This window comes from Microcoleus sp. B4-C2 (assembly GCF_036705265.1).
In the GTDB taxonomy this organism is placed as follows: domain Bacteria; phylum Cyanobacteriota; class Cyanobacteriia; order Cyanobacteriales; family Microcoleaceae; genus Microcoleus.
In genome coordinates this window covers 40,453-53,565 of record NZ_JAUBUB010000007.1, presented here as the reverse complement: position 1 = coordinate 53,565, position 13,113 = coordinate 40,453, and the positions used below count along the sequence as shown (strand labels likewise).

The following is a 13,113-nucleotide window of genomic DNA, read 5'->3' as shown; positions in this document are numbered from 1 at the left end:
AAAACTTGCTTAAAGCGATCGATAAACGCGATAGTTAATTTCAGGGAAAATATTATCAATCTCCTCAACCTTCTCCAACCAACCCGAATCAACTTTCCCTTCTTTCACTTCATCGTAAAGCTTGTGAAAGCGCATTAAGTGCGATCGAGTGCGCCGCACTGCATAGGGAACCATCGTCCCTGTACGCATGATAAACGCCCAGTCAGAAGATTGAGCTAGCAGCACTTCCCGCGCCGCTTGGTTCAAAGCCCGCCACTGCAACTCATCTGCAGGTTCCATGCTTCCCAACTCAATCATCCGTTCCGCTGCTTTGTGCAAGTGCGGGTAAATCCAAGCATTGGTATCGTTGAGCCAATATTCGTGGAAACCCCGGAAACCCCAGCTAGACTGAGACGGGCGGCACACTTGCTGAGTCGGATTTCCCCGCAAATAATCGGCTAAGTGCGTCATATCGTAGGTATTTTGGTCGTACCAACTCTTGCGGAACAGGTAATCTAAGAACCAAGGCCCTTCGTACCACCAGTGACCGAAAAGTTCGGCGTCGTAAGGCGAAACAATAATCGGCGGACGCTGCATAATGCCGTTGAGGTGTTCGACTTGGCGTTCGCGGTTAAAAGCAAAATTGCTGGCGTGTTCCGCTGCTTTTTCCCTTGCCCAGTAAGGATCGTACAACTGTTTATCGCCTAAACCCAATCCGCGACCGGTGATTTTGTGATATTTAATCCCGGTATTTTTCCGCTGGCCGTTGGGCATGATGTAGGGCTTAATGTAATCGTAGTCAGCTTCCCAGCCCAAATCTTTGTAGAATTCGCGGTATTCGGCGGCGCCGGGATAGCCGACTTCGGAAGACCAAACCTGCTGCGAGGATTCGTGATCCCGGCCGAAGGCTGCGACTCCGCATTCGGTGAAAATTGGGGCGTAGCTGCCGTAGCGGGGACGCGGGCGGGCGTAGAGGATGCCGTGACCGTCTGTGAGAAAGTAGCGGAGGCCTGCGTCGGCTAACATCCGCTCTAAGCCTTCATAGTAGGCGCATTCGGGCAGCCAAATGCCTTTTGGTCGGCGGCCGAAGTTTGCTTCGTAGTTGTCGCAAGCTACTTGAATTTGTGCCCAAACTGCTTCGGGGTACATTTTCATCAACGGTAGGTAGCCGTGGGTGGCACCGCAGGTGATGATTTCGAGGTTGTTGGTATCTTGGTGTTCTTTGAAGGCTTTGACTAAATCTCGATCGTACTTTTCCCAAAAGTTGCGGACTTGAGAGAAGTGAGCGGCGTAATGTTCTGCTAAATACCGGAGGTGACCGTTGCCGCTATTGTGTTCGATTTCGAGATCCGCTAATTCTTCGAGTTTAGCCAAGTGGTCGTCGAAGCGGTCTTGCAGCAAGGGGTCGCGCAGCATTGCCACCAAGGGCGGCGTCATGCTCATGGTAATTTTAAAGTCGATGCCGTCGCGCTTGAGCCCTTCAAAGACTTGCAGCAGGGGAATATAGGTTTCCGCGATCGCCTCAAACAGCCATTCTTCTTCTAAAACGTAGTCGCTTTCGGGGTGGCGAACAAAGGGCAAGTGGGCGTGGAGAACGAGGGCGAGGTAGCCAATAGTCATAATGATTTGGATGCCGTAGTTATTAACTGACGCCTGTTAGGGACAGCTTTAAAATATTTTAAGATTTTATGCTGAAACGGGACTCACAAAATGCCGTGTTTTTTTAATGACCTTTCTCTAACAAACTAAATGTCAGCAAATTCTGATTTTCTGCTTGCTGTCGGATTAAGGCTGCTGCTGTTTGAGAGTCTACTGCCTTTGAGAAAAAGAATCCCTGGGCGTACTCACATTTTAACCCTTTTAGTATAGATAGTTGCGATGCTTCTTCGACTCCTTCGGCTACTACATCCATGCCTAAATTGTGGGACAAAGTAACGATCGACCGCACAATTTCTGTCGGGTCAATCCCTCCTTTACTGAAATCGAACTCACCTCCCATCCTGCTAACAAAAGAGCGGTCTATTTTTAAGGTATTGGTGGGGAAGCGGTGCAGGTAGGAGAGCGAGGAATAGCCGGTGCCGAAGTCGTCAATGCACAAGTCTATGTTTCGGGTTCTGAGCTGCACCAGCATTGCTGTTACTGATTCGGAATTTTCTATAAGTACGCTTTCGGTAATTTCTAGTTTTAAACTGCTGCCGTCGAGGTGAGTTTCTGCGAGGACTCGATCGATGTATTCGATTAAATCTGGCTGAGAAAACTGTTTGACAGAAATGTTGACGCTAACGCTCAACGGGGGGTGGCTGGGAAATAGCTGCTGCCACTGGCGGATTTGGTGGCAAGCTGTGCGAAGTACCCAGCGGCCCAGGGGTACGATCAAGCCGGTTTCTTCGGCGATGGTGATAAATTCGCCGGGGGAAACTAAGCCTCGTTCTGGATGCTGCCAGCGCACTAGGGCCTCAAAACTGGTAATTGTGTTAGTGGCGATCGACACGATCGGCTGGTAGTGAATAATAAACTGGGGCGCTGCGGATAAGGGAGGTAAGGCTGATTCGGGGGATGGGGGAAAGTCTTCTTCTGTGGCGGGTTCTCTAATTGATTCGATCGCCCGCCGCAGGTCGTTTTCGAGCTGCAACAGTCGCAAAGCGTGGGCGTGCATGGAACTGTTGAAAACTTCGTGTCGGGCTCTGCCAAGTTCTTTGGCGCGGTACATTGCTGTGTCGGCGTCGCGCAGCAGGGTTGTCGGTTCCAGGTATTCGCCAGAGCTCAAAGCTATGCCGATGCTGGCGGTGATAAATACTTCGTGTCCGTCTAGAAGGAGAGGGGAGGTGATTTTCTTTTGCAGTCGGTTGACAATGCTGCTAGCTTCATTGATGCCCTCGATGTCTTCTAGCAACAGCACAAACTCGTCTCCTCCGATGCGGGCTACTGTATCTCCGGGCCTCAGACAAGCTTCCAGACGCCGCGCGATCGATACTAGCAATTGATCGCCGATGGCGTGGCCGAGGGAATCGTTGACTACTTTAAATCTATCTAAATCGAGAAACAGCACGGCAAACGAGTAGTCTTTGCGCCGTTTTGCCAGCCTCAGAGCGTGTTCGAGCCGATCGGTAAATAGCGATCTGTTGGGCAATCCGGTGAGGGCGTCGTGAAAAGCATCGTGCAGCAGTTGTTCTTCGGCGAGTTTGCGCTGAGTGATGTCGTGACAGTTAATCACGATTCCCTCGACTGCGGGATCGTAGAGCAAGTTGGTGGCTACAGCTTCTACATAACACCAGGAACCGTTGCGGTGGCGGACTCGGTACTCAACTGGGCACTGGCTTCTTTTGGGGTTTTCAATGGCTTTGTGGAGGGTTTCGGTGATCGTAGCGCTGTCGTCGGGGTGAACTATTTCTAAGGCGCTGCGGCCGATCGCCTGGTGGGGCGCGTACCCTAAAATTCGCTTAACCGAAGGGCTGATGTAGCGGAAGATTCCTTCGGCGTCGAGAATGATCGTGATGTCTGTGGCGTTTTCAATCAGCGAGCGAAATCGCTGTTCGCTTTGGCGCAGGGCTGATTCTGCTTGTTTGCGATCGCTGATGTCGAGGGCTACTCCGTCTATAATTACGTCGCCGTTTTCGTTTTTGGAAAATTTAGCGCTGTCTTGCACCCACTTGACCTCCCCGGATCTCAGAACGATGCGGTACTGGCGATCGCACGGCAAAAGACTCGCTCTCGATGCTGCTACGCGGCTGTCAGACGAGCTTTTGTCCTCTGGATGGATGATTTCGGTCAAGAGTTCTGGGTGCGAAATCACTTCTTCGGCCCCGAACCCAGTAACTTCGCGCACGCCCGGACTGATGTAGGGCAGGGAGATTGTGCCATCTGGATGCAGCACAGTGCGGTAGACTGAGCCGGGAATGTTGGCTGCCATTGTGGCTAGCTGCTGCTGGATGCCACAGACTGCTGCTTCGGCGCGCTTGCGTTCTGCGAGTTCGGTTTGGGCTTGTTGGTAGAGTTCGGCTTGGTGGATCGCGATCGCGCACTGATCGGATATGGCTTTGACTAGCGATAGTTCTTCTGTAGTCCAAGAGCGGGCCCGATCGCACTGGTAGAGGCAAATTCCTCCCAAAAATGATTGCTGGTATAGCAGCGGTGCGATCGCGATCGAGTGAAACCCTAAAAATTGCGCTGATGCTTGCAGTTCCGGGTTCAGAGTGGATAACTCGGCGAGGGCGATCGTTTCTCCGCGGGCGAGGGAGAAGCGATAGTGTTGGGCAAAGTCGCAATTTAGACCGATCGCCCGTTCTCTGTCGGCTGCCTTTAAGCTCATGTAGCGAATCCCGATCTTGCCCTCAGCATCTGGCTGCAATATCGCGCAGCCGCTGATTTCGAGAGCTTCGTGCAGTTGATCTGCGGTGGTTTGCAGCACTTCGTCGAGTACAAGGGTGAAGCGCATGGCTTGAACGATGCGGTTGACTATCGCTTCACGAGTCGCTTGCCGCTGAATTTGGGCGATCGCTTCTTGTTGCTGGCGTCGCATTTTGTATTCTTGGAGCGATCGTTCTAAGACTGTTGGCAACCTAAACAGCCGCCCTTTTAAGACGTAATCTGTCATTCCCGCTTTGATGCACTCAACTGCCGCTTCTTCTCCCAAACTTCCCGTTACTAAAATCAAGGGTATGTCTTGCCCTAATTCCTGCATTAATTTCAACACTTCTAAACCGTTGAAGCCGGGGAGGCGATAATCTGAGAGTACAGCATCGTACTGGCAATTTTCGAGCAGTTTTCTGCACTCTGTTGCTGTTTCTGCCGTGTCGCACTTAAAATTTACCCCTCCCGATTCTAAGGCGAGCACTATTAATTCCATATCTTCTGCCATGTCTTCGATAATCAACAAGTTTAATGTTGATTCCGCTACCATTTTTAGTAGATAGTTGGTTTCATTTATATCTAACATAAGGTATTGGGGATGTTTTCAATTGGTTATTTGTGTTTTTGCTAGTAATTTTTTAGACTTAGTTTTGTTATTAATTTTATCTCGATATTTTTAGCAAAATTAATTATATACTCTACTCGCAAGACCTTTATTTAGCACCTGCAGTCGAGGGCTGACGAACCGATTGGGGAGCACCCCAATTTTTAAAAGAGCATTTTTTAGGAGTACGAGCATCTTGCACAGCCCCGCCTATATCTTTCGCTTCCATCCCTAACAGTGAACACTCCTGTCACACCAAAATTCGGATGCTCTCACCGATTGTGACTTATTTAAGTCTATAAGAGTTTTAAATTTTTCATTTAAAACTCTTATAGACTTAACTTATGAATCTATATTACCGTTTGAGATTGTTTGCCCTAGTTTAAAGTAAAAGGTGGCTCCTTGACTAGGTAGGCTTTCGGCCCAAACCGTACCGCCGTGGCGGTGAATAATCCGCTGGACGATCGCCAAACCGATGCCCGTACCTTCAAATTCTCTCTGGGAGTGCAGCCTCTGAAAGGCTCCAAACAGGCGATCGGCATATTCCATCGGAAAACCCACCCCGTTATCCTTGACAAAAATCGTCCCATCCGGTAAACCCTCAATAACTATTGTAGCCGGAGTGCGTCCGCGGCTGAACTTGACGGCGTTGCTAATCAAGTTGCTGAACACCTGTTGCAGCAAGGTTGAATCTCCCATTACTGTCGGCAAATCTCCGACGGCAAATTCAACACTGTGGGGAGTTTGGGCCGGATCTGCGACTGTTGGTGGTTTAGTCAATTTAATCGCATTTTGTACCAAACGGCTCAGATCGATCGGAATTTGCCTCAACTCGGTGCGAGTCACCCGCGACAGGGCGAGCAAACCGTCAATCAACAGGCTCATTTTTTGGCTGCTGTCTTCAATTACTTCCATATAGTGAACTATTTTGCGATCGCTCAAAGCCTCAGTTAATTCTAGCCGCTGTTTCAACGCTTCTACAAAACCTGAAATGTGTCGCAAAGGTGCGCGCAAGTCGTGGGAAACTGAGTAAGAAAAAGATTCTAATTCCTGATTGGCAGCTTCTAATTGCTCTGTGCGTTCTGACAAAGCTTGTTTTGTCTCTACCAACTCAGTGATATCGCGAGAAGTGCCAATTAAAGCATAAACCTCGCCGTCGAGATTTCTGAGGGGAATTTTAAAAGTATCGTAGTAACTGGTCTCGCCAGCAATTACAAATTTATCCTGCAAGTGCAGAGTTTCCCCTGTTTCAAATACCTGCGAATTTTCCCTAGAAAATTTTGCGGCTATTTCTGGGGAGAAACATTCAAAAATAGTTTTGCCCTGCATCTCTTTTCTGCTATTTAATCCAGCAGTTTTGGCAACAGATTGGTTGACAAAAGACAGTCGCATATTATCGCTATCTACCACAAAAATGTGATCGGGCAAAGCATCAAAAAAAATCTCTAATTCTGCAGTACGTTGCGCGACTTGAGCTTCTAAAGTTTCGTTGAGTTCTTTGAGCTCAAATTCTACTCGTTTGCGTTCGGTGATATCTTGACCAATGCCGATACAACTGCCGTCTGAAAGACGAACATTTGCCCAAGAAGTGTCGATAATTCGCCCGTCTTTAACTTTTGTTTTGAAGTCGCTCCACTTCTCATTTGCTGCTTTTATTTCATCCAAAACATATTGACGGTATTCTGGCTGCGGATAAAATTCTGCCAAGATATCACGGTTTTTGATTTCTGCCAAACTCCAGCCTAGCACTTGTTCCCAGTGGCGGTTCACCCAGTTTATTTGACCATTTTTGTCTAATAATGCGAGCATAATCGGCACGTTGTCGAAGATTGTTTGCAGCAGTTCTTTTTGCTGTTTTAATGATTCTTCGGCTTGTTTGCGATCGCTGATGTCGAGTACGGAACCGATAATTTGCCTCATTTGTCCGTCTGGCGTTCTTTTGAAAACTTTAGAGCGAGCGTGCACCCAGCGCCATTCCCCATTTTTGTGTTTGATTCTGTAGTCTCTGTCATCGGTTTCATAGGGATTCCTACTGTGTTTTAGTCGCTCCATACCTGTAATTAGCTTTAACAGATCATCGGGATGAACTAAGTTGGCTACAGCGTCTGTACCCAAATCTTGCAATTCTTGGGGAGTGTATCCCAGCATAGCTGTGACAGATTCATTTGCATAAATATTTTGGTTTTTTACTGCATCGTAAATGTAGAGAAAATTAGGTATAGTTGTAACAATACTCTCTAAAAGTTGCTGATGTTTTTGCAGTTCCAATTCTGCCTGCTTGCGCTCGCTCAAGTCCAGCACAAAACTGACGCCTAATTGCTTCGTTCCTTCTAAAAATGTGCTGCCCAGCAGCACCGGAACGCGGCTACCATCGGAGCATATAAATTCTTTTTCAAAGGGAACAACCGTATTTCTAGCCTTCAGTTCGGCAACTTTTTCTGTATCTAAACCCACGTATTCAGGTGGTGTCATTTCTTGCCAGTTAACTTTTCCGGCAAGCAGCTCGTCCCGTGTATAATTTACCGTGTTTAAAAAAGCCGCGTTCGCATCTGTAATGTGGCCGTCAAGATCCCAAAAAATTAAGCCGATAATATTAGAATCTACTATGGCTTTAAATTTGGATTCGCTTTGTCGCAACTGATCTTCGACTTGTTTGAGTTCTGTGATGTCGCGGGAGATGGATAAAACTGTTTCTACTGAATTGTCTTCAGCAAACTCGGGAATGACTCGACAGTGGTAATATTTTATGCCTTCGGAAGTGGGCAAGTCAAATTCTATGGTTTCTTGTTTGCCGCTACCAAAAACTTTCATAAAAGCCTCATCCCACAGGCTGCACAGGTGCGGAGGCATTCCTGATTCTTGGTTGGTTTTGCCAATCAATTTTTCGGCGTGTTTTCCAATTGTTGATTCTACTGCTGGGTTGATGTAAAGGAGGCAGAGTTTGCGATCGAACCGGGCGATAATATCGGTCGCATTTTCGGCGATGGCGCTGAAAGCTTGTTCGCGCCTATGCAGTTCTTCTTGAGCGCGGTGGAAATCGGTTATGTCTCTGGCAAAAGAGAGAATTGAAACTACTCTTCCCGATTCATCGATTAGTGCGGAATTGTACCATTCACAGTAAATTACTGAGCCATCTTTTGTATAGTTGCGGTTGCGGCAAATGTTGCGGGGTTCTCTGCTGTGTAATAGTTGATTTGTGACGGCACACACTTCCTCGAAGTCTTCTTGATGAACTATTGACCATTCGTGCCAGTATTTGCCGATTACTTCTGCTGCACTCCAGCCAAATATTTTTTCTGCCATTGGCGACCACTGCACTACCCGAAATTCTTTGTCCCACTCTACAACGGCCATTGGTGAGTTTTCTAGGTGAAATTCCCGCCGCGAGTTGGCTTTTTTTATTTGAGTTTGAAGTTGCTGCCGGAGTTGCTTCGCCCTGGCGAAGCGATCGCTAATTTCCTGTGTGTTTGCTGAGCCAGTGTTGGCAATGTGAGCAATGGTTTCTGCTGTTTGTTTTTCGAGTTCGTTCCAAGCGAGTTCGAGGGCTAATTCCGCCTGCTCTAGCTCAGTGATGCTGTTCTGAAACAGTCTGGCACTTTTAACTGGAATTTCACGCATAGTTTTGACACTTAGGCAAGTGTTACTTTGAGAATTCAAAATTAAAGCTTAAAAATTCAAAATATGTAATTTCCTGTTAAATTATACATTTTAAATTTTTAGTCGGTGCGTGGAGCCGATCGTTGGAGACGAGCGGCGTTATTCAAGACCAATAGGCTTGGGTTAATCCCGATCGCCTTGGCGCCCCCCTGGTTGTTGGGGGGACAAAAACTTACTCTTGCGTCGCCCAACAACCAGGGGGATGCTGCAAGGGATCTCGCCGGGAATAAAGCGTTTTAACCCAAGCGTATTGTATTAAATACTGCCAGTAAAAGGATTTGGGGTGTAGATCGATCGGCAATTGTAGTCGATCGATCTAAAACTCTCCTGGGTAAGGGAATGGTGCGGGCAGGAGCAGGCGCTAAGTATATTTTTGCACAGAGTTGTTGTTTGGGGGGCGATCCAAAGGAGATCGACGTGGCTGCAGCCTTGGGTCGATCGCCAATCTGTAGCAGGGCGTTGCGTATGCAGAGCCCCATTTGTCTCAACTAAACACGCTTGCTCAAAGTCCGTCAGGGGTTTAAACCTGCCGAAATCAGGGTTTGACACGCTTGTTGACACCAATGAAACCGCCCCTACCTACAAATACTCTCCCATCAGTTTGGTCAATAAAAAGCTAAAATAAAATCTAAAGTTATTCAGTCTTTTAAATTGCTTATGACTGCTGCTGCACCCTCTTCGATAAAAAACCAAACTCAGTACGAAGCCATTATCGGCCTCGAAACTCATTGTCAATTAAGTACGAATACTAAAATTTTCTCCAGTTCTTCTACAGAATTTGGCAATGCCCCAAATACTAACATTGACCCAATTTGTATGGGAATGCCGGGAGTTTTGCCCGTATTAAATCAAAAAGTGCTGGAGTATGCGGTGAAAGCAGGGCTGGCTCTCAACTGCGAAATCGCACCTTACAGTAAGTTTGACCGCAAGCAATATTTCTATCCCGATTTACCGAAAAATTATCAAATTTCTCAGTTCGATTTGCCGATCGCTACTAACGGTTGGCTAGAAATTGAACTCGTGGATGAGACGGGAAATTCTACTAGAAAAAAAATCGGGATCACTCGCTTGCACATGGAGGAAGATGCCGGAAAATTGGTTCACGGCGGTAGCGATCGGCTCAGCGGTTCAACTTATTCAATGGTGGATTACAACCGCGCCGGTGTGCCTCTAATCGAAATTGTTTCGGAACCAGATTTGCGATCGGGCGCGGAAGCTGCCGAATACGGTCAAGAATTGCGCCGGATCGTGCGCTACATCGGTGTTGGCGACGGGAATATGCAAGAAGGTTCACTCCGGTGCGACGTGAATATTTCGGTGCGCCCCGTTGGCCAAAAAGAGTTCGGCACGAAGGTGGAAATTAAAAATATGAACTCTTTTAATGCGATCGAACGGGCGATCGATTATGAGATCGAGCGGCAAATTCAAGCTGTGGAAAATGGCGAAACCATCATCCAAGAAACCAGGCTGTGGGATGAAAACAAGCAGTGTACTTTCAGTATGCGGGTGAAGGAAGGTGCGAGCGATTATCGGTATTTCCCGGAACCGGATTTGCCTCCGATCAAAGTTTCGACTGAGCAATTGCAGGATTGGCAAGCTCAACTGCCAGAATTGCCGGCAATGAAGCGCCATCGCTACGAAACTGAGCTTGGTCTTTCTCCCTACGACGCGCGGGTGCTGACTGACGACAAAGCGGTGGCGGAGTATTTTGAAAAATCGATCGCCGCCGGTGCTGTGGCTAAACAAGCTGCCAATTGGGTGATGGGCGATATTACTGCTTATCTGAAAAATGAAAAACTGGCGATCGCAGAAATTCCTTTCCAACCGCAGGATTTAGCCGAACTGCTGGGGCTAATTGAGGCCGGTACGATCAGTGGCAAAATCGCTAAGGATATTTTGCCGGAGTTGCTGGCAAATGGTGGTTCGCCTCAAAAGTTTGTTGAAAGCAAGGGTTTGATTCAAATTTCGGATACTGGGGCGATCGATCGAGCGATCGATGCGGTGTTAGCCGCCAATCCCAAGGAGCTCGAACAGTACCGAGCCGGTAAAACTAAGCTGCTGGGCTTTTTTGTCGGCAAGGTGATGAAGGAAACGGGCGGCCGGGCCGATCCCAAACTGACCAATGAGCTGCTGGCGGCGAAGCTTAACGCCCCAGGTTAAGCATTCGTTAAGGGGGTCGTGTAGCGGATACAGTGGCGGGCGATCGGTTTTTCCTGAGCTCGCCCTTCTGGCGGGATCGTAACTTTATAATTAATCTACATTTCTTTACAACATCTTCACGTTTGGGGGTGACACCCCTCATCCCGATAGTGTTATATTGTGTTATGTAGATGCACCCTGATGGCAGAGAGAGTTACTTAGGTAGCTCTCTCTTTTTTTTGTCTTTTTTTTGTACGGACGTGAAAATACGGATGGGGGGAGAGGGGGATGGGCCATACTGAAATCTTGCACCATTCTCAATCAGCTTTTTATGAACAGGCAAGATGCCTGTTCCACAAAGAGTGAATTTTCTCGTGGAACAGGCATCTTGCCTGTTAAGCGCAAGATGCCTGTTCCACAAAGAGTGAATTTTCTCGTGGAACAGGCATCTTGCCTGTTAAGCGAGAATGGTGCAATATCTCAGTTAATATCAGCTTTAGTTATTAACTAATTTGGACAGTATGAGCGAACAAGCTAGCGAGCTAATCAAGCAGGGGATTTCGCAATATCAGGCGCGTCAATTTGAGGCGGCGCTGGATTCTTGGCAGGAAGCGCTGGGGCTGTATCGCTCAATGGACGATAAGCGCCGATCGGGTGCGGCGCTGGGTAATATGGGTGTAGCTTACGAAGCGCTCTTGAATTATGCTCAGGCGATCGACTGCTACCAGCAACATTTGATGTTAGCGCGGGAAATTGGCGATCGCCGGGGCGAGGCAAATGCTTTGGGAAATTTGGGCAATGCTTGCTGTGCTCTTGAGGATTTTTCTGGTGCTATTGATTACCAGCAGCAGCGTTTGGCGATCGCGCGGGATACTGGCGACGGGCGCTCTGAATTGGAAACTTTGGGCAATTTGGCGCTAGCTTACGATGCTAAGGGAGATTTGCCTGGTGCGATCGAATGCTATCACCAGCAGTTGTCGATCGCGCGCACCAGCAAGGACGATCGCATTGAGCGCAATGCTCTCAAGTATTTGAAGATCGGCTACAAGTATTTAGCAGATTATGACAAGGCTAACCAGTACCGACAGGAGCAATTGGCGATCGTCCGGGAACTGTTTTTAACTGATAAAAATAAGAGTTTTGTACAACTTGCAGAAACAGTTGGTTTGAATCCGATTGAGGATTTTGCTGGGGCTAATTTAAGCGGTTTTGACTTGCACTACGCTGATTTTAACGGTGCAGATTTGCGCGAAACCAACCTCCGAGGCGCAGACTTGACTTTGGCCGATCTCAGCGGTGCTTTGCTGAGCGCTGCTATTTTAATTGATGCTAATTTGTGCAATGCTAATTTGCGGGATGCTGAACTCAGCAGCGCCAATTTGAGCGGTGCTGATTTGCGGACAAAGCTGCCCAGGGCGAATTTGAGCGGTGCAAATTTAACAAACGCTAATTTGAGCAGTGCTTATTTACCAAATGCGATTTTAGTAAATGCAAATTTGACAAATACTGATTTCAAGAATGCTGATTTAAGTGGTGTTAATTTGAGTGGTGCGAATTTAAACGGTGCTGATTTGAGCCGCGCTGATTTGAAAAATACGGTGGTTGAAAATGCGAACTTTTCTGGTTGTCTGGGAATTTCGGAAGCCCTGAAGGTTGAATTGAGGGCACGGGGCGGGATTTTTGAGTAGAATGGGAAATGTTGGTAATTGTAAAGGGTAAGAAAAGCTATGACTGCCGTAACTGCAAAACGATTCTCGATCGCCGAATATCACCGTTTGGGAGAACTGGGATTTTTCGCCCCCGATGAGCGAGTTGAATTGATTCGCGGAGAAATTATCAAAATGGCTGCAAAAGGTACGTTTCACTCTGTTTGTAATTCGCTATTGCTTAAAAAATTGTACCCACTGCTGGAAGAACGAGCGATCGTGCGCGGTCAAGAGCCGATTATTTTGTCGGCTGATAGCGAACCAGAGCCTGATGTTGTTATTGCTCGCAATCGTTCTGATAATTATTTATCTTCTCACCCGGAGCCTGCTGATATTTTGCTGGTAATTGAGGTTTCCGATTCTACTTTGAAATACGACAGGAGAACCAAGTTATCTCTCTATGCTGAATCGGAAATTTCTGATTATTGGATATTTAATTTGGTAGATATTCAACTGGAAATGCACAGCGAACCTTATCAAAAACAAAGAGGTGGTTTCGATTATCGAGTCAAACGAGTGGTTTTGCCGAATGAGGTTGTGGTAATTCCAGGTTTCCCAGATTTGTCTCTCGATTTATCTGCGGTATTTCCCGCGCAGAGTGGTGACTAAATATTCTGGCTCGATAGCACATATTTTAACTCAGTAATTAAAGAGCGATCGAGCTTTTTTCGATGATAT

Annotated in this window: 8 protein-coding genes; 4 read left to right on the top strand and 4 right to left on the bottom strand. The window is 47.4% G+C overall.

Annotation, left to right across the window (positions count from 1 at the left end):
* Positions 1–9: 9 nt before the first annotated feature.
* The 3 genes from QUB20_RS04450 to QUB20_RS04440 all read right to left on the bottom strand — a co-directional run bounded on the left by QUB20_RS04450 (position 10) and on the right by QUB20_RS04440 (position 8,551).
* The gene (locus tag QUB20_RS04450; RefSeq protein ID WP_015175045.1) at positions 10–1,599 is read right to left on the bottom strand and encodes a glycoside hydrolase family 57 protein; all 1,590 of its coding nucleotides are present in this window, start codon (positions 1,597–1,599) and stop codon (positions 10–12) included.
* Positions 1,600–1,702: 103 nt separating this feature from the next.
* Positions 1,703–4,915: an EAL domain-containing protein gene (locus tag QUB20_RS04445; RefSeq protein WP_333244013.1), complete on the bottom strand. Its 3,213-nt coding sequence runs from the start codon at positions 4,913–4,915 to the stop codon at positions 1,703–1,705.
* Between the two features lie 360 nt (positions 4,916–5,275).
* A complete protein-coding gene (locus QUB20_RS04440) occupies positions 5,276–8,551 on the bottom strand; it encodes a PAS domain S-box protein (RefSeq protein ID WP_333244011.1) in 3,276 nt (1,091 codons plus the stop codon).
* 696 nt (positions 8,552–9,247) lie between these two features.
* On the opposite strand from QUB20_RS04440, the gene gatB reads away from it, so the two are divergent.
* On the top strand, positions 9,248–10,750 hold the full coding sequence (gatB, locus tag QUB20_RS04435; RefSeq protein ID WP_333244008.1) for an Asp-tRNA(Asn)/Glu-tRNA(Gln) amidotransferase subunit GatB: 1,503 nt from the start codon (positions 9,248–9,250) through the stop codon (positions 10,748–10,750).
* Positions 10,751–10,943: 193 nt separating this feature from the next.
* On the opposite strand, the gene QUB20_RS04430 is transcribed toward gatB, so the two are convergent.
* On the bottom strand, positions 10,944–11,072 hold the full coding sequence (locus tag QUB20_RS04430; protein WP_333291191.1) for a hypothetical protein: 129 nt from the start codon (positions 11,070–11,072) through the stop codon (positions 10,944–10,946).
* Positions 11,073–11,117: 45 nt separating this feature from the next.
* Here QUB20_RS04430 and QUB20_RS04425 point away from each other — a divergent pair, with 45 nt between their 5' ends.
* From QUB20_RS04425 to QUB20_RS04415, 3 genes are read left to right on the top strand one after another with little or no spacing between them, the layout of a single operon-like run.
* Positions 11,118–11,240, top strand: a complete 123-nt coding sequence (locus tag QUB20_RS04425) for a hypothetical protein (RefSeq protein WP_333291189.1) — start codon at positions 11,118–11,120, stop codon at positions 11,238–11,240.
* A gap of 10 nt (positions 11,241–11,250) precedes the next feature.
* Positions 11,251–12,417 (top strand): pentapeptide repeat-containing protein, encoded by a 1,167-nt coding sequence (locus tag QUB20_RS04420; protein WP_333244005.1) that lies wholly within the window; start codon positions 11,251–11,253, stop codon positions 12,415–12,417.
* Between the two features lie 39 nt (positions 12,418–12,456).
* A complete protein-coding gene (locus tag QUB20_RS04415) occupies positions 12,457–13,044 on the top strand; it encodes a Uma2 family endonuclease (RefSeq protein WP_333055642.1) in 588 nt (195 codons plus the stop codon).
* Positions 13,045–13,113 lie beyond the last annotated feature (69 nt).